The sequence below is a fragment of the Shewanella sp. CAL98-MNA-CIBAN-0140 genome (genome assembly GCF_040309905.1).
Taxonomy (GTDB): domain Bacteria; phylum Pseudomonadota; class Gammaproteobacteria; order Enterobacterales; family Shewanellaceae; genus Shewanella; species Shewanella psychromarinicola.
Genome location: NZ_JBEOPI010000045.1, coordinates 1 through 18,834, shown reverse-complemented (window position 1 = coordinate 18,834; position 18,834 = coordinate 1). Strand labels below are relative to the sequence as shown.

Annotated in this window: 12 protein-coding genes and 1 tRNA gene; 9 read left to right on the top strand and 4 right to left on the bottom strand. The window is 43.8% G+C overall.

The annotated features are described in order from the left end of the window. Positions 1-49: 49 nt before the first annotated feature. Positions 50-1,573: a YifB family Mg chelatase-like AAA ATPase gene (locus tag AAEY93_RS18025; RefSeq protein ID WP_101033017.1), complete on the bottom strand. Its 1,524-nt coding sequence runs from the start codon at positions 1,571-1,573 to the stop codon at positions 50-52. A gap of 366 nt (positions 1,574-1,939) precedes the next feature. Between AAEY93_RS18025 and paeA the strand changes: the two genes are divergently transcribed. Then, a complete protein-coding gene (paeA, locus tag AAEY93_RS18020; RefSeq protein WP_101033016.1) occupies positions 1,940-3,247 on the top strand; it encodes a polyamine export protein PaeA in 1,308 nt (435 codons plus the stop codon). A 19-nt stretch (positions 3,248-3,266) separates the two neighbouring features. On the opposite strand, the gene ilvY is transcribed toward paeA, so the two are convergent. After that, positions 3,267-4,139, bottom strand: a complete 873-nt coding sequence (ilvY, locus tag AAEY93_RS18015) for an HTH-type transcriptional activator IlvY (RefSeq protein ID WP_101033015.1) — start codon at positions 4,137-4,139, stop codon at positions 3,267-3,269. Positions 4,140-4,336: 197 nt separating this feature from the next. On the opposite strand from ilvY, the gene ilvC reads away from it, so the two are divergent. The 6 genes from ilvC (at position 4,337) to AAEY93_RS17985 (ending at position 13,275) form a co-directional block, all read left to right on the top strand. Next, positions 4,337-5,818, top strand: coding sequence for a ketol-acid reductoisomerase (gene ilvC, locus AAEY93_RS18010; RefSeq protein WP_101033014.1), 1,482 nt, complete (start codon positions 4,337-4,339; stop codon positions 5,816-5,818). Positions 5,819-6,418: 600 nt separating this feature from the next. Further along, positions 6,419-8,104 (top strand): acetolactate synthase 2 catalytic subunit, encoded by a 1,686-nt coding sequence (gene ilvG, locus AAEY93_RS18005; RefSeq protein WP_351078805.1) that lies wholly within the window; start codon positions 6,419-6,421, stop codon positions 8,102-8,104. Continuing rightward, the gene (gene ilvM, locus AAEY93_RS18000; RefSeq protein WP_101033012.1) at positions 8,101-8,358 is read left to right on the top strand and encodes an acetolactate synthase 2 small subunit; all 258 of its coding nucleotides are present in this window, start codon (positions 8,101-8,103) and stop codon (positions 8,356-8,358) included. The genes ilvG and ilvM overlap by 4 nt, the downstream gene beginning before the upstream one ends. A 111-nt stretch (positions 8,359-8,469) precedes the next feature. Continuing rightward, entirely contained in the window at positions 8,470-10,329 is a 1,860-nt protein-coding gene (gene ilvD, locus AAEY93_RS17995; protein WP_124013236.1) for a dihydroxy-acid dehydratase, read from the top strand. Position 10,330: 1 nt separating this feature from the next. Beyond that, complete coding sequence (gene ilvA / locus AAEY93_RS17990) at positions 10,331-11,905, top strand: threonine ammonia-lyase, biosynthetic (protein ID WP_101033010.1); 1,575 nt, start codon at positions 10,331-10,333, stop codon at positions 11,903-11,905. Between the two features lie 233 nt (positions 11,906-12,138). Next, positions 12,139-13,275 (top strand): pyridoxal-phosphate-dependent aminotransferase family protein, encoded by a 1,137-nt coding sequence (locus AAEY93_RS17985; RefSeq protein ID WP_351078800.1) that lies wholly within the window; start codon positions 12,139-12,141, stop codon positions 13,273-13,275. 72 nt (positions 13,276-13,347) lie between these two features. On the opposite strand, the gene ubiK is transcribed toward AAEY93_RS17985, so the two are convergent. Next, complete coding sequence (gene ubiK / locus AAEY93_RS17980) at positions 13,348-13,596, bottom strand: ubiquinone biosynthesis accessory factor UbiK (protein WP_101033008.1); 249 nt, start codon at positions 13,594-13,596, stop codon at positions 13,348-13,350. Between the two features lie 142 nt (positions 13,597-13,738). Between ubiK and rep the strand changes: the two genes are divergently transcribed. Continuing rightward, on the top strand, positions 13,739-15,757 hold the full coding sequence (rep, locus tag AAEY93_RS17975) for a DNA helicase Rep (RefSeq protein ID WP_101033007.1): 2,019 nt from the start codon (positions 13,739-13,741) through the stop codon (positions 15,755-15,757). Between the two features lie 18 nt (positions 15,758-15,775). On the opposite strand, the gene AAEY93_RS17970 is transcribed toward rep, so the two are convergent. Continuing rightward, positions 15,776-18,397 carry a sensor domain-containing phosphodiesterase gene (locus tag AAEY93_RS17970; RefSeq protein ID WP_351078795.1) on the bottom strand — a complete coding sequence of 874 codons (2,622 nt, stop codon included), beginning with the start codon at positions 18,395-18,397 and terminating at the stop codon, positions 15,776-15,778. Between the two features lie 239 nt (positions 18,398-18,636). On the opposite strand from AAEY93_RS17970, the gene AAEY93_RS17965 reads away from it, so the two are divergent. Beyond that, a tRNA-Arg gene (locus AAEY93_RS17965) sits at positions 18,637-18,713 on the top strand. Positions 18,714-18,834 lie beyond the last annotated feature (121 nt).

Sequence of the window (18,834 nt, the reverse complement as noted above, 5' to 3'; positions counted from 1 at the left end):
TACTAGGAGTCGCTGATTTGCTCAATCAATACGATAGGTTAAATTACGTTTATTGTTGATTCAATTTTGCTAGTAATCGGTCCATTGCCCGATAACCAAGGGCTTGAGCAATGTGATTGCGCTCAGTGGTAGGAGATTGCTGCAAGTCGGCAATGGTGCGTGATACGCGTTGAATACGATGAAAACTGCGAACAGATAATCCTAAGCTCACGACACTTTGTTCCAAAAAAGCCAGATCTGCTTGAGTAATCCCCCCATCTTGCTTGAGTTGCTTTGGGGTTAATTCACTGTTTAATACCCCAGAACGGCTGAGTTGTTGATCGCGCGCTTGTTTAACGCGCTTGGCTATTTCAACACTAGACTCACTGGGTTGGTGTTGTTGGGTTAAGGTGCCGGCAGGAAGCTTGGGTACGTCTACGGTTAAATCGAAGCGGTCTAAAAAAGGCCCCGATAAACGTGATAAATATCGCTGAATTTGATCGGGCGTTGAACGCGCGCGTTCAGTATCGCCACAGGGGCTTGGGTTCATGGCGGCGATGAGTTGAAACCGACTCAAAAAGGTCAATTTTGCTGCAGCGCGTGAAATTTCAACTTGGCCGGTTTCCAACGGCTCTCGCAGACAATCTAGTACCTTACGAGGAAACTCCGCTATTTCATCAAGAAATAAAACCCCGCGGTGCGCTAAGGATATTTCCCCTGGTTTGGGGTGGCTACCGCCGCCAATAAGTGCAATCGATGAGGAGGTATGATGCGGCGATCGAAAAGGGCGGTTAAGGAAGTTTTGTGGTTTGACATGTAATCCGGCGACAGAATGGATCGCCGCCACTTCAATCGCTTCGTCGTAGGTGAGCGGGGGTAATAACGGAATAATTCGATTGGCTAACATGCTTTTCCCTGTCCCTGGGGGGCCTATAAATAACATGTTATGTCCTCCGGCTGCCGCGATTTCAAGCCCTTGCTTGGCTTGATACTGGCCAATGACATCACTCATACAAAGTGATGATGATACTAGAGGCTGCTCTTCAATCCACTCGGGTAAGGTATCGAGTAACGGTAATTGTGCCTGGCCGTGTAAAAAGGCTGCCAAGTTTTGTAAGTGGGCGACAAAATAACTGTGATGATAACCAACGAGTTCTGCTTCATGACGGTTTTCGATGGGCATAAAAAAATGGTGCTGATCATTACGTGCCGCAATAATGGCAGGCAGCAATCCACAGCAAGGGCGAATTTGACCTGAAAGAGCCAATTCACCGACAAACTCACATTGGTGTAATGCTTTGGCTGGGATTTGATTTGACGCCGCGAGAATACCAACCGCAATGGGTAAATCATAGCGGCCACCTTGTTTAGGTAAATCGGCTGGGGCGAGGTTGACGGTAATGCGTCTTTGTGGAAATTCAAATCCTGCATTAATCAATGCACTTCTGACGCGCTCTTTGGCTTCTTTGACTGAGGTTTCTGGTAACCCCACTAGATTAAACGCCGGTAAACCATTGCTTAAATGTACTTCAACAGTCACTCTCGGCGCTTCTACACCGCAGCTTGCTCGGGTAAATACACAGGCTATCGCCATTAACAATTCCTTTTGTTTGAATAATATACAAATGAATGGGTTGCTACAGTCTAGCAGCGATGTGTTTTTTTGCGTGATAAAGGCTAAATAAGTCAGATAAAGTTAGCTTTGTAAGCTAGTTTAAATCACTGATGTTGAGTAGAATACCGTCGCTTTATCGTTCGCGGGGACTGATTATAAATTGGTCTGTTGTCGTGAAACGCAATAATGATATTTCACCACTGGTTATTTCTATCTGTATTGCACCGTTAGCCAGATTAATTTTAATGTTAATAAATGGCTGAGGTCTTGCATTTGTCCATTTTGCAACAAAGATATGTACATACATTCCTGATATTTTGGCTAGTACTCAGGTAAAGGTAAACTATGAGCCTCTCTGATAATTTATTGATCATCTTGTGCCTAATAGGCATAAGTTGTTTTTTTTCTATGTCTGAAATTGCACTCGCGGCATCACGAAAGATGCGCTTGCAATTAATGGCTGATGAAGGTGATTTACGTGCCGCTAAAGTGCTGAAACTGCAGGCGCATCCAGGCAGTTTTTTTACCGTAGTGCAAATTGGACTTAATGCAGTGGCTATCATGGGCGGTATCGTCGGTGAATCGGCCTTTAGACCGCATTTTGAACAACTACTGTTGCCTTTATTAGGCAATGAGTGGGGCTTGCAGCTGAGTTTTGTGTGTTCATTTGTTACCGTCACCTCGTTGTTTATTCTATTCGCTGATTTGATGCCGAAACGGATTGCAATGGTGATCCCTGAGCAAGTGGCCGTTACTTTTGTGATGCCCATTATTCTATGCATTAAAGTATTAAAACCGTTTGTGTGGATTTTTAATGGCTTGGCTAATGCTATTTTTAAATTATTACAAGTGCCTACCGCGCGTAATGACCAAGTGACCCATGATGATATCTACGCCATGATGACCGCTGGCACTGAAGCCGGTGTGATGGATAAAGGCGAGCAGCAAATGATGGAGAACGTGTTTGAAATGCAGTCTGTGTCGGTGACCTCGGCCATGACGGCGCGTGAAAGTTTAGTGTATTTTTTACTGCAAGATACCGAAGAAGACATCAAGCAAAAAATTGCTAAAAATCCGCATAACAAGTTTATCGTTTGTGATGGTCAACTGGACATGATCAAAGGATTTGTTGATGCAAAAGAGCTGCTTATCCGAGTGATTAATGGGCAAGATATAACCTTAAAAGGCAGCACGCTTGTACATAACTGTTTAATTATTCCTGATACCTTAACCTTATCTGAGTCGATGGAGTATTTTAAGAATAATCGATCTGACTTTGCGGTGGTGATGAACGAGTATGCTTTGGTTGTCGGTATTGTGACCACCAACGATCTACAAAGTGCCGTTATGGGCGCGTGGTCATTGCATGAAAGTGAAGAGCAAATTGTTGCCCGTGATGGTAATTCTTGGTTAGTGGATGGCGTGACGCCCATTACCGATGTGATGCGCGCATTTAATATTGAAGTGTTTCCACATAATCAGAATTACGAAACCATTGCCGGTTTTATGATGTATATGCTGCGTAAAATTCCCAAGCGTACTGACTTTGTCAATTACGCGGGTTATAAATTTGAGGTGGTTGATATTGATTCTTACAAAGTCGACCAACTATTGGTTACCCGTTTAGACATTGATGCACCGCCATTACCTTGAGTAATTCATATTCGCCCCATTAAATAATCTCTAAGAACGCACTAATGATCGGATCATTGGTGCGTTTTTCTTTGCAGCAACAGCCTAATTCAAAAGGGGGGATTGGGATTGGCGACGATAAGATTTGAATACGCTCTCGCACCGGACTATTGTGGATCACCGCCTCTGGGCTAATACCAACGCCACAGCCTAAGGCGACCATAGAGACAATGGCTTCTTGGCCAGAAACTTGAGCATATATGTTGGGTTTGATGCCCATTTGCTTAAACCACAAATCGATCCTTTTTCTGCCTGGACCATGGTCAGGCACGATATAGGGTAGTTTTCCCCAATCAATTTTTGCTTGGTTTACCCATTGCTGTACTTGGCATGGCATTGTGGGGGCAATAACTGATATTGGCACCTTATCAATCGGGGTAAAATGCAAGCTGGCGGGGAACGCATCAGGCAATGCAATAATGGCAATATCGGCGCGATTCTTTTGAATTTGATTGACCGCATTAGCCGGATCCCCAGTGTTGAGATTGATATCGACATGGGGATGCTCACGTCTAAATCGGTCTAGCAGCGCCGGTAAATGGCTATAAGCTGCGGTAACCGAACAATACAAATTAAGATTGCCGCGTAAAAACTGCTGACTTGGGTCGATACGGTTACGCAGTTGGGTCCATTCCGATAATGTCTGCTCAGCAAAACGCTTAAATTCTATGCCTGCGTGGGTAATGGTGACACTGCGATTGTCTCGTTCAAACAATTTGCTGCCCAGTTCCTCTTCTAAACGCTGTAAAGCGCGGCTTAATGTCGATGGGCTGACATGAGATTGCTCCGCTGTTTTGGCAAAATGCAGGCTATCGCATAAGTGTAAATATAATTTAAGAGATCGAATATCCATCACAGCACCTTATAGCACGCATTAGGTTAAGTATTAGGTTATGTATTCTATGTTGCATTAATTGCAACGTGATGTCCCGAATATATCATTTTAAGCAATCATATGCATGCGCTATAGTGACGTTAATCACAACGTTTAAGGTCGCTGACTTATAAGATGTTGTGTCCCCAATTACTAAATTTTATAGGTGGTATCAGATGGCTAACTATTTTAACTCTCTGAATTTACGTCAACAATTAGCTCAACTAGCACAATGCCGGTTTATGAACCGTACTGAATTCAGTGATGGTTGCAACTATATTAAAGATTGGAATATTGTGATTTTAGGTTGTGGTGCTCAAGGCCTTAACCAAGGTTTAAACATGCGTGACTCAGGCCTGAACATTTCTTTTGCCTTACGTCCGCAAGCAATAGCAGAAAAGCGTGCATCATGGCAAAAAGCGACCGATAACGGTTTTACCGTTGGCACCTTTGAAGAGCTTATTCCTGCAGCTGATTTAGTGTTAAACCTAACGCCAGACAAGCAACATACTAATGTTGTTAATGCGGTTATGCCATTAATGAAGCAAGGTTCTACCTTATCTTATTCACATGGTTTCAATATTGTTGAAGAAGGCATGCAAGTTCGTGCTGATATTACTGTCATCATGGTTGCGCCAAAGTGCCCTGCTACAGAAGTACGTGAAGAATATAAGCGTGGTTTTGGGGTACCGACATTGATTGCCGTGCACCCAGAAAACGACCCAAACAGTGACGGTTTAGCGATTGCTAAGGCTTATGCCAGTGCTACTGGTGGCGATCGTGCAGGCGTATTAATGTCATCGTTTATTGCTGAAGTGAAGTCTGACCTTATGGGCGAACAGACCATTTTGTGTGGCATGTTACAAACCGGTGCCATTTTAGGTTACGAGAAAATGGTGGCTGACGGTGTCGAACCGGGTTATGCCGGCAAGTTAATTCAACAAGGTTGGGAAACGGTAACCGAAGCGCTTAAGCACGGCGGTATTACCAACATGATGGATCGCTTATCAAACCCCGCTAAAATCACAGCATTTGATATGGCTGAAGAGTTAAAGGTTATCCTTAAGCCATTGTTTGAAAAACACATGGACGACATTATCAGTGGTGAGTTTTCTCGCACTATGATGGAAGATTGGGCCAATGATGATGCTAATTTATTGCGTTGGAGAGCGGATACTAACGAAACCGCGTTTGAAAATGCCCCAGTATCATCTGAGTATATCGACGAGCAAACCTATTTCGATAAAGGTATTTTCTTAGTGGCGATGATCAAAGCCGGTGTTGAATTGGCGTTTGATACCATGGTTGCCGCAGGCATTGTTGAAGAATCGGCTTATTATGAGTCGCTGCATGAAACCCCTTTGATTGCCAACACCATTGCGCGTAAACGTTTATATGAAATGAATGTGGTGATTTCAGATACAGCTGAATACGGTTGTTACTTATTTAACCATGCCGCAGTGCCTATGCTACGTGATTATGTTAACGCTATGCCATCTGAGTACTTAGGTGCCGGTCTTAAGGAACAAGCAACTGGTGTTGATAACCTTCGCTTAATCGACGTAAATGAAAAAATTCGTAATACAGAAGTTGAGTTTATCGGCGCTGAATTACGTGGTTACATGACGGATATGAAGAGTATTGTTGAAGCGAGCTAACGTATAAAGTGATGGGTGAAGTACCCGCTTAGTTGTTTGCAGCATGTTTATGTTGTCGGACAGGCATCAATCGTACGGTTCATCTTGTCAATTGGGCTGTTGGGAAAACAAATCGTTAGATTGTTGTTAAGTGACTGTTGTTAATTGATTGTTAATTGATTATTAACAAGTGATTAGTCACTTAATAACACGCTTATAGTTTTTGTGGTTGTTTGCATTGTCTCGGCAGGGAAGCTGAATTTTTTTACAAAGTAGATTTTTTAGTTGTATTGGGTAATTCTTTTATGGTACTTATTTAAGTACGCCATAAAGGTTGTGGTTAAATACCACTAAATAAATCAACAAAGATACCTAGGATACAGTCGATAATATGTTAAACCACGCAACCATACTCATTCTCGAAATTATTACCGTAGTGATTATTAAATCACCGCGGGGGTGGCGTTTTGACAACTAGACTGACCTAAGAGTCACACAGATTGCAAAAACCCCCGCTCCGAAAGGACCGGGGGTTTTTTAGTTTTAGCCCTAAGTAAAAATAAAAGACCTAAACATTCCACAGTAGAGCAGCAGATACATTGACGAAGTAGAGAGCAACATATGGAAGCAGTACAGAAAATGCGCGGCGCTGATGCAGTAATTAAAGTACTAGCAGCACATGGTGTGACAACCGTATTTGGTTATCCTGGTGGGGCGATTATGCCAATCTACGATGCCCTTTATGGCGGTCCGGTAGAGCACTTGCTTAGCCGTCATGAGCAAGGCGCCGCGTTTGCTGCGGTGGGGTATGCTCGTGCGAGTGGTAAAACAGGAGTGTGCTTTGCTACATCCGGTCCTGGCGCCACTAACTTAGTCACCTCACTCGCCGATGCTCTGCTTGACTCTGTTCCGCTAGTGGCCATAACCGGTCAAGTCTCTAGCAGTGTGATTGGTACTGACGCATTCCAAGAAATTGATGTATTAGGCATGTCGTTGTCGTGCACTAAACACAGTTTTATGGTCACCGACATCAATGAGCTTATTCCTACCTTATATCGCGCATTTGAAATCGCCGCAGCAGGACGTCCTGGTCCGGTGTTAGTTGATATTCCAAAAGACATCCAACTGGCTTCATTAGAATACAAAACACCGCTTCAAAGCGTTACCGATGAATTACAACCCCAAGTCAGTGAATTAGACGCTGCAGCAGCGTTAATTAAGCAGGCTAAAAAACCTATGCTGTATGTCGGTGGTGGTGTTGGAATGGCTGGCGCGGTTGCGCATTTACGTCAGTTTATCGCCGCCACAGGCGTCCCCTCGGTGGCGACCTTAAAAGGCTTGGGCAGCATTGCACATGGTACTAAAGGTTATTTAGGCATGTTGGGCATGCATGGTGGCAAAGGCGCAAACCTTGCAGTGCAAGAATGCGATTTATTAATGGTAGTAGGTGCACGCTTTGATGACCGTGTTACCGGTCGCCTTGCCAGTTTTGCCAGTAATGCCAAAGTATTGCATTTAGACATCGATGCTGCCGAAATCGGCAAGTTACGCCAAGCTGACGTAGCGATTGCAGCCGAGTTGAGCTTGGTGTTACCCGCATTAACGGCCGCAGTGACTGGCCAGCTTGATATTGGTCAGTGGCAAGCAGATGTTGAGGCGTTATCTCTTAAGCACCAATGGGATTACCAACATCCGGGTGAGTTAATTTATGCCCCAGCGATGTTACGTCGTTTAGCCAATAAATTACCTGAAGACAGTGTGGTCGCCTGCGATGTGGGTCAACATCAAATGTGGGTGGCGCAGCACATGTGGTTTCGTCGCCCTGAAGATCACTTATCAAGTGCAGGCTTAGGCACCATGGGTTTTGGCTTACCCGCCGCGATTGGCGCTCAAGTTGCGCGACCCGATGCGACTGTGGTCACGGTCTCTGGTGACGGCTCGTTTATGATGAACGTTCAAGAATTAACCACAATCAAACGCCGTAAGTTGCCGGTAAAAATCCTACTGATGGATAATCAAAAACTCGGTATGGTTAAACAGTGGCAACAACTGTTTTTTGAAGAGCGCTACAGTGAAACAGACTTATCTGATAATCCTAATTTTGTCCTTATGGCATCAGCATTTGATATACCAGGTCGAACGATAACGCGTGCCGATCAAGTCGAGCAAGGATTAGAAGATATGTTAAACAGTAGTGGTCCTTACATGCTGCATGTGTCGATTGATGATGCCTTTAACGTGTGGCCTTTAGTACCACCGGGTGCGAGTAATAGTGAAATGATGGATCAAATGGAGAAGCAAACATGATGCATGCATTAGAAATAACCGTTCAACATTGCCCTGAAGTGCTTGAACGCCTACTACGTGTTACTCGCCATCGTGGGTTTACAGTCACCCAAATGCAAGTGCGTATCAATGACGATGCCAGCATGGCAGTAGACTTATGGGTTGAGGCCGAACGTGCCATTGAACTGCTGAGTACCCAGTTAGACAAATTAATCGACGTGACTCATTGTAAGGTGTTATCTGCGATACCGTTAAACAAGGTCGCCAACGGCTAGCGCTTACGATTGAGCCAAGCACGATTTAGTTAGATACTATTTAGTTAGAGATTATTTAGTCGTTATTGGAAAAACCGCTAACGAGCACTGTAGTAAACAAGGATATTTGTAATGCCCAAATTACGTTCAGCAACCAGTACCGAAGGCCGCAACATGGCAGGCGCCCGCGCACTATGGCGTGCCACTGGAGTGAAAGAAAATGATTTTGGTAAGCCCATTATCGCGATTGCCAATTCGTTCACTCAGTTTGTGCCTGGCCATGTGCATTTAAAGAACATGGGGTCATTAGTTGCCGGCGCCATTGAAGAAGCGGGCGGTATTGCCAAAGAGTTCAACACCATTGCCGTAGATGATGGTATCGCTATGGGTCACGGTGGCATGTTGTACAGTCTACCGTCACGTGAGTTAATTGCCGATAGCGTCGAATACATGGTCAATGCCCATTGTGCTGATGCATTAGTGTGTATTTCTAACTGCGATAAAATTACTCCTGGCATGTTAATGGCGGCGTTGCGGTTAAACATCCCGGTAGTCTTTGTGTCGGGCGGTCCAATGGAAGCGGGTAAAACTAAGTTATCTGATCAAATTATTAAGCTTGATTTAGTTGATGCGATGGTAGCGGGAGCCGATACCAATGTCAGCGATGAAGACAGTAAGCAAATTGAGCGCAGTGCATGCCCTACTTGTGGTTCGTGCTCGGGAATGTTTACCGCCAATTCAATGAACTGTTTGACTGAAGCTCTGGGATTGTCGTTACCAGGTAACGGCTCTATGCTGGCAACTCATGAAGATCGTCGTGAATTATTTTTAGAAGCCGGTCGCCGTGTAATGAAGTTGGCTGAGCGTTATTACAAGCATGACGATGAAACAGCATTGCCGCGCAATATAGCCTCATTTAAATCGTTTGAAAATGCCATGGTATTAGACGTTGCTATGGGCGGGTCATCTAATACTGTGTTGCATTTAGTGGCCGCGGCGCAAGAAGCCGAAATTGACTTTACCATGGCGGATATTGACCGCATATCGCGCTTAGTGCCTCATTTATGTAAGGTTGCGCCATCAACGCCTCAATATCATATGGAAGATGTCCACCGTGCTGGTGGGGTGATGGGTATTTTAGGTGAGTTAGACCGCGCGGGTTTATTGCATAACGATGTGCCGCATGTGGCCGCTGATGATGGCGGCGATTTAAAATCAGTGTTAGCCAAGTACGACATTAAACAGACTAGTGACCCTGACATTATTCGCTTTTTTAGTGCTGGCCCGGCAGGTATTCCAACCACTAAAGCATTTAGTCAAAATTGTCGCTGGGACAGTGTCGATGATGATCGCGAACATGGCTGTATTCGTTCGCGTGAGTTTGCGTTTAGTCAAGAAGGTGGCCTAGCCGTATTGTCAGGTAACGTTGCCGTTGATGGTTGTATTGTGAAAACAGCAGGGGTGGATGAGTCTAATTTAACCTTTGTTGGCAATGCCCGTGTGTATGAAAGCCAAGATGATGCAGTAGCCGGCATTTTAGGCGGCGAAGTGATTGAAGGTGATGTGGTGGTGATCCGCTACGAAGGCCCAAAAGGCGGCCCAGGTATGCAGGAAATGCTCTATCCAACAACTTATTTGAAATCGCGTGGTTTAGGCGCTAAATGTGCATTAATCACCGATGGTCGTTTTTCCGGTGGCACCTCAGGTTTATCAATTGGCCATGTATCACCAGAAGCGGCGTCAGGTGGCACTATTGCGTTAATTGAAAATGGCGATCAAATTGCCATCGATATTCCTCAGCGTAGTATTCAACTTAATGTCCGTGATGAAGAGATTACTCGTCGCCGCAATGCTATGGATGCCAAAGGTCCGTTAGGTTGGAAACCGGTTTCTCGCGAGCGTTATGTTTCATTAGCACTTAAAGCCTATGCATTACTGGCGACCAGTGCTGATAAAGGTGCTGTTCGTGATCGTTCTAAGCTGGAGGGGTAATATGTTGGCTTTAGCGTCTCAAACTCAATTAGATTTAGCCCATTATTATTTGCAGAAAATTTTACTGTCGTCTGTTTATGATGTCGCTAAAGTGACGCCACTGTCGAGCATGAATAAATTGTCTGCTCGCTTTGGTTGTCAGGTGTATTTAAAGCGTGAAGATATGCAACCCGTGCATTCGTTTAAGATCCGCGGTGCCTACAATCGTATCGCAGCGTTAACTCAAGATGAATGTGATAAAGGCGTGGTGTGTGCGTCTGCGGGTAACCACGCTCAAGGTGTGGCGATGTCTGCCGCCTGCCGCGGTATTAATGCCGTTATTGTGATGCCAAGTACTACGCCTGATATTAAAATTGATGCAGTGAAACGCTTAGGTGGCAATGTAGTGCTACATGGGCAAGCGTTTGATCAAGCCAATGAGTATGCTAAAAATCTGTCGGCAACAGAAGGGCGTGTTTATATCGCCCCGTTTGATGATGAAGCGGTGATTGCTGGTCAAGGCACCATTGCCCAAGAAATGGTACAACAACAACGGGATATTGAAATCGTGTTTGTGCCTGTTGGCGGTGGTGGATTAATCGCCGGTATTGCGGCCTATTATAAAGCGGTGATGCCACAAGTGAGGATCATTGGGGTTGAACCAGAAGATGCGGCGTGCTTAAAGGCGGCATTAGAAGCCGATGAACCGGTAACATTGGCTCAAGTGGGGTTATTTGCTGATGGCGTTGCGGTTAAACGCATTGGTACTGAGCCATTTCGCTTAGCGCGTGAATACGTTGATGAGGTGGTTACCGTTACTTCCGATGAAATTTGCGCGGCGGTAAAAGATATTTTTGAAGATACTCGTGCAATAGCTGAACCCGCCGGAGCCTTGTCGATTGCGGGGCTTAAAAAATACATGGCGCAACAAGGCGATGCGGTTGATGCACCGAAAAAAGTGGCGGCTATCTTGAGTGGCGCAAACGTCAATTTTCATAGCTTACGTTATGTGTCTGAACGCTGCGAATTAGCTGAGCAAAAAGAAGCGGTGTTAGCGGTGAAAATCCCTGAAAAGCCAGGCAGTTTTTTACGCTTTTGTCAGTTACTCGATAAACGGGTGATGACCGAGTTTAACTATCGCTTTAGTAGCCGTGACATTGCAGTGGTGTTTGCCGGCATTCGTCTTACGGGGGGCCAAGCAGAGCTAAGCGAGATTATCGCTAAACTTGAATTGGAAGGATTTGAAGTTCAAGATTTATCTCAAGATGAAACCGCTAAACTGCATGTGCGTTATATGGTCGGTGGTCATCCACTTGAACCGCTAGAAGAGCGCTTGTTTAGCTTTGAGTTCCCTGAACATCCTGGGGCATTGTTGAAGTTTTTAACCACCTTACAGAGCAAGTGGAATATCAGTTTATTTCATTATCGTAACCATGGCGCAGCCTTTGGCCGAGTGTTAGCCGGCTTTGAAGTACCGGAGAAAGACGGTGTGGCGTTTGCCCAGTTTTTAACAGACTTAGGTTTCGTTTATCAAGAAGAAACCCACAGTCCGGCATATCAGTTATTTTTGAATAGCGCTAAGCGAAGCGGTAATTGATGTTAAAATACCCTCCAGAGGTGATTTAGTGCCTCAATGTGGTATTGTCAGTGCGCCTAAAACGAAAAAATATTCGTGGCTGTGTTCCAAATCGCCAATATACGATGCCGTCGCGGCATCATGTCATTGGGGTTGCTTTATATGTAGGGTAAATTTTTCCATATGCTAGTAATACTAATCGTATTAATGTAATTAGTATTTAGCGTATTCGACCTCATTTTAAGGAGACATTGATGTTACCCGTGCCAACAATTCCAGCTTTTATGCCACCGTGCCGAATTCTAATGGGCCCAGGCCCATCTGATGTGTATCCCGAAGTGCTTGCGGCCCAATCACGACCGACTATCGGTCACCTTGACCCACTTTTTGTCGGCATGATGGATGAATTAAAAAGCTTAATTCAATATGCTTTTCAAACCAAAAACGAAATGACCTTAGCGGTATCGGCGCCAGGCAGTGCGGGTATGGAAACTTGCTTTGTTAACTTAGTTGAGCCTGGCGAAAAGGTGATTGTGTGCCGCAATGGGGTGTTTGGTGAACGTATGCGCCAAAACGTTGAGCGCGTTGGCGGTATAGCCGTTGTGGTCGACAATGAATGGGGTGAACCAGTATGCCCAGATAAAGTTGAAACCGCACTTGTGGCGCATCCCGATGCCAAATTTTTAGCCTTTGTGCATGCTGAAACATCAACCGGGGCATTATCGGATGCCAAAACCTTGTGTACCTTGGCGCAATTGCATGACTGTATCAGCATTGTCGATGCGGTGACGTCACTTGGTGGTGTTGAATTGCTAGTGGATGAGTGGGGCATTGATGCGATTTATTCTGGCAGCCAAAAATGCTTATCTTGTGTACCCGGTTTATCACCAGTGTCATTTTCTCCTAAAGCGGTGGCGAAACTAAAAGCCCGTACTACCCAAGTGCAAAGTTGGTTCTTAGATCAAACTTTAGTCATGGGTTATTGGGGTAATAGTGCTGGCGCTAAGCGCAGTTATCATCACACCGCTCCAGTGAATGCCTTATACGCGCTCCACGAGTCTTTACGTTTGCTTGCCAATGAAGGGCTTGAAAATGCGTGGGCAAGACACCGTAAAATGCACCTATTATTACGTGATGGACTAACCCAACTTGGTTTTAAATTTGTGGTTGAAGAGTCGTCACGTTTACCTCAACTCAATACTGTATATATTCCAGAGGGTGTTGATGACGCTGCAGTGCGTAAGCATTTATTGGAAGAATATAATTTAGAAATTGGCGCAGGTTTAGGGGCATTAGCGGGTAAAGCATGGCGTATCGGCTTAATGGGCTTTAGTGCTCGTCGTGAAAACGTCGCCCTTTGCTTACGTGCATTAGAAGAGTCGCTAAAATAAAACATCAGTTTTGCGTAATCATAAAAATGACGCTTTATAGCGTCATTTTTTATGCCTGTTAGAAATTAGTCGTTAGTCAGCTAACTTTTTTTCTAACTCATTCACTTGTGCTTGTAATGCTTCAAGCTTTTCACGGGTTTTAAGTAACACGTGCTGCTGCACTTCAAACTCTTCACGGGAAACAACATCCAATTTCATCAGTTGGTTTTGAAGTATTTGTTTACTGCGTTCTTCAAATTCCCCAGCAAATTGCTTTACGCCGTTAGGTAGATTGTCACTAAGCTGTTTAGCGAGCTCTTCTATTTTCTTTGGATTAATCATAATTATTCCCTACTGATATATTGATTCAATTGTAACCGAGGTCGGCGATTTTCCAAAACCTAACTGTGATTTTCGTTAACCGTCGCGAGGTGATTCTGCTATGATCCGTCTTCGTTTAAGGTTAAGTAAGGTGTAATGATTAATGAAACTCAATCCAGGGCAAAATGAAGCCGTACATTATGTATCGGGTCCATGCTTAGTGCTCGCGGGCGCGGGGAGTGGTAAAACACGGGTGATCATTAATAAAATTGCTTACTTAGTCGAAAAATGTGGCTATAAAGCCCGCAATATTGCCGCCGTCACCTTTACCAATAAAGCCGCTCGTGAAATGAAAGAGCGTGTGGCTCAGTCTATGGGTCGAAAAGATGCCCGTGGATTATGGATCTCAACCTTTCACACCTTAGGACTCGAAATTATTAAGCGCGAGCATAAAGTGCTTGGGCTTAAGGCCGGTTTTTCTTTGTTTGATGACCAAGATACCTTCGCCTTATTAAAAGAACTGACTGAAGATGAATTAGATGAAGATAAAGACCTAATCAAATCTTTGGCATCAGCGATATCAAATTGGAAGGGGGGATTAGTGATCCCTCAGCAAGCGAAAAATATGGCAAAAGATGAGCAAAGCCAGTTATTTGCCATGTTGTACCAACGGTATGCTCAGCATATGAAATCTTATAATGCGCTCGATTTTGATGATCTGATCTTAATTCCAACGTTATTGTTGCGTATGAATGAAGAAGTGCGCACTCGTTGGCAGACTAAAATTCAATATTTGCTGGTGGATGAATATCAAGATACCAATACCAGCCAATATGAATTAGTGAAACTCTTGGTGGGTGAACGCTCACGTTTTACTGTGGTGGGCGATGATGATCAGTCTATTTATTCTTGGCGCGGCGCGAAACCACAAAATTTAGTGTTGTTAGGGACCGACTATCCAAGGCTTAAACTGATTAAATTAGAGCAAAACTATCGTTCCAGCCAACGTATTTTACGTGCCGCCAATATTTTGATTGCCAATAACCCTCATGTGTACGACAAGGCGTTATTTAGTGAGTTAGCTTATGGTGAACCGATAAGAATATTAATTGCCGCTAACGAAGAACAAGAAGCTGAACGAGTGGTGGCGGAGATTATTCGGCATAAGTTTGTTGGGCGGACCAAGTTTGGTGATTACGCCATTTTATACCGAGGTAATCATCAGTCTCGTTTACTTGAACGGGCACTCATTACCAACCGTATTCCTTATAAGATTAGTGGTGGTAAATCCTTTTTTTCTCGTGCAGAAATTAAAGATATTATGGGGTATTTGCGTTTAGTGGTGAACCCTGATGATGATAATGCCTTTTTGCGGGTGGTTAACTTACCCAAGCGTGGTATCGGTCCTGCGACACTGGAGCGTTTAGGTCATTTTGCCAATCAAAAACATATCTCGTTATTTGAAGCGATTTTTGATGTTGAGCTCAACCATCATCTAGCGCCTGCGGCGGTTAACTCTTTGTATCAGTTTGGAACGTTTATTGTTGATACTGGAGAGGTTGCAACACGTGGCGAGCCTGTTGAGGCGATTAAACAATTGATCCGTAAAATAAATTACGAAGATTACCTATACGAGACCAGTACCAGTGCCAAAGCGGCTGAAATGCGCATGAAGAACATTTCTGAATTGTATCGTTGGGTTACCGAAATGCTCGAAGGTGATGAGTTAGATGAACCGATGACGTTGCCCGAAGTGGTCACTCGATTAACGCTGCGCGATATGATGGAACGTAACAGTGAGGATGAAGGTGGCGATCAAGTTCAGTTAATGACCTTACATGCCTCTAAAGGACTGGAATATCCTTTTGTATTTATGGTGGGAGTTGAAGAAAGGATCTTGCCACATCAATCGAGTATTGATGAGGAAAATGTCGATGAAGAACGTCGACTGGCTTATGTGGGGATAACCCGTGCACAACGTGAATTATGGTTTGTGATATGCCGTGAGCGACGTCAATTTGGTGAAACGATTCGTTGCGAACCCAGTCGTTTTTTACTTGAGTTACCGCAAGATGACCTCATTTGGGAAAACCGCAAACCGGTGCAAACTGAACAACAACGGGTGGAAACCGGCAAAAGTCATATTGCCAATTTACGCGACATGTTTAAAAAAGAGTCATGAACCCGTTTGGCTTATTGATCATGCACAAGATATATAGGGCTTTTTTTCACAAAATAACTTACTTAATGCACGACCTTGTCCGCGGACATAACCCAAGGCTAAAAATTGTCTAACCTGTTGCTGGGTGTCTACGGTAGTAGCATACATATCAAACTGAAGGGTTGCAGCGGTGAGTTGGTAAGCCCTGACTAACTGTAATTGTTTATCATTAAGTAAGTGTTTACTAATGTCTTCATCCAATTTCAATGCTTGAATGGGTAAAAAGCTGAGACAACTTAGAGAGCTGTAACCTGTACCATAGCCATCAATGCCAATTAGCACGCCTAACTGTGAGATGATCTCAAAACCGTTAATATGATTTTCAGTGTCTTGAACTAAGGCTTTTTCGTTGAAAAACAACATTAACTTACTTAAATCGATATTGCTGTTTTTGATAGTGTTTTTAAGGTTGCGTAATACAAATTTATTTTTAATGTGTTGGCTGCAAATCGATAAATGAAAATGAACATCGGCACCATATTGTTGTTTGAGCGACTGAAACTGATCGTTTAAATGGGCAAACATATAACCATCTAAATTAAGCGTTAGTTGATATTGTACCGCTAAGTGTTTCATTTTTACGTGTTCAATGATGCCCTGTTCTGGGTGATGCCACTCAACTTGTGGTTCGATAGCAATAATTTCACCTGTGGTAAAGTCGACCACTTCAACGTAGCGTATCTGAAACTCTTGCTGGTCGAGAGCCTTCTTAAAATCAATTTCTAATGCATGTTGTTGCTGAGATTGAGCGCTGAGCTTGTCATCAAAAATGACGAAACAGCCTTTGCCATTGGCTTTAGCTTGATACATAGCGGCGTCAGCATCACGCAGCAGCGATTCACTGGTAACCAATTTATTACGCCCGCTAAATGCAACCCCGATACTGGCACCAGAAATAAATTCTTGTTTGGCTAGCTGATAGGGCATTGATAATGTCTGTAAAATACGCTCGCAGACTTCGACAGCGTCTTCAGTAGCATTAATTGAGTCAAGCAAGATGACAAATTCATCTCCCCCCATTCGTGCCAGAGTATCGTTGTCGCGAATACATGACTTTATGCGTTGCGCAGTTTCAATTAAAAATCGATCGCCTTCTAAGTGACCAAAAGAATCATTGATCACTTTAAATCTATCAAGATCGATAAATAACAATGCAAACTGATCTAAGCCATGACGGCGCAAGTGTTTTAATGCTTGTGACAATCGCTCCATTAAATAGCTGCGATTAGGTAAACCCGTCAGCCCATCATGTTGCGCGTCGTGCAGCAGTTGATCTTCAATTTTGCGGCGCTGATTTATCTCTTGTTGAAGATTATTGTTGAGTTCAGCGAGTGCTTGAGTGCGTTTAACCACTTTATCCTCTAACTGCTCATGGCTATTTTTCAGCGACTCAGTCGCCAATTTACGCTCAATAGCATTGGCCATGTGTTGGGAAACAAATGTCAGTAGCTCTAAATCTTTCAATTGATAAATATGGTCGTCATCTAAGCTATAAATGGTTAACGCGCCCGCGATATCACCATTAATGATCAATGGAATACCTATCCATTGATGCATTCTATTGGTTTTGTTTAATTCTGGTGATTTTGCATAGATTTCACCTCTATCGACCATTTGGGCAATATCTTTGGCGGATAACAACTGAGGTAACTTATGATCAAGAATGTACTCGGTCAATCCATCCTGCATTGGGCGAGATGCGGGATATTCGGCTGCCATTTGTGACACGTAAAACGGGAACGACAACGTATTATTATCGTTAATCAGTGAGATAAAGCAATTATGTGCAGGGATTAACTGGCTAATAATATTATGAAGACGAGGGTAAAAATCTTGTTGCAGCACATTTGATGCAGACAGGTCGGCTATTTCAAATAGCGTTCGTTGAAGTTTTTCTGCTTTTACCCTTTCTTTAACTTCGATTTTAACCTTTTCATAAGCTTGGCTGAGTTCCTTGGTCCGTTCAACAATGGCTTGTTCAAGTTGTTGATGATGTTGAAGTCGCTCCATGACGCCGGAAATATGGTGACATATAAAACCCATTAGTTCTAATTCAAGTTCACCATAGGTATTGGCTTCGTTATAACTTTGTACTACGAGTACGCCACTGACAACATCTTGGTTTTTGATGGGTACGCCGAGCCATTGATGGCACGGCGATCCAAGGCTTTTAATGTCGCCACTGGCGATTAATTGATTAAACTTATTATCGTCACATAATAAAGGTTCACCATTACGAAGCACATAACCCGTTAGGCCACTATTAAGCAACGCTGATATTTCTTGGTCTGGATAGAGCTCTGTGGGGTGAGAATCTTGTTGGTCGGCAAAAAAAGGTAAACTGGTCAATCCCGTTTTGGGATCTTGCGATGCAATAAAAAAGTTTTCTGCAGGAATAAGTTGTTGTAAATTTAAATGCACCCGTTGGTAAAAATCATCAAGTGATGCTACTTGCGTCGCAATATTGGAAATACCAAGGAGGGCATTTTGGATAATTTCGGAACGTTTATATTTTTTAGCCAGACCTCTCAAGCGAGCAATCCTTTTTTGTAGGTGCTCAACACTTGAGGATGTTTTTGTGTGACTTATATCCGTATCCATATTCCTTGCTCTATCCTATTAAAATATTTGGAAAAATATTGTTGAACAGTCATTATTATTACCATAAATTCAATTGTTATCCAAGCGAAATAAATGTGAGCACAATGTTAATAACTATCGCAAATGAGTAAATAGTCACCCAAAATGAGTCAAAAGTTAATCAGTCAGTTAAAAAATGCAAATCAGGGCTAGACGCGGCGGTGTTTTATCCATATTATATGCCTCGCTAACCAAGGCGAGCGCCCATAGCTCAGCTGGATAGAGCGTACCCCTCCGGAGGGTAAGGCCGAAGGTTCGAATCCTTCTGGGCGCACCATTCGGCATGTAGTGGTTCTTTCGTATTGGTTAGTAGAATTGATATCAGTGGTGATTGTAGCTCAGTTGGTAGAGTCCCGGATTGTGATTCCGGTTGTCGTGGGTTCGAGCCCCATCAGTCA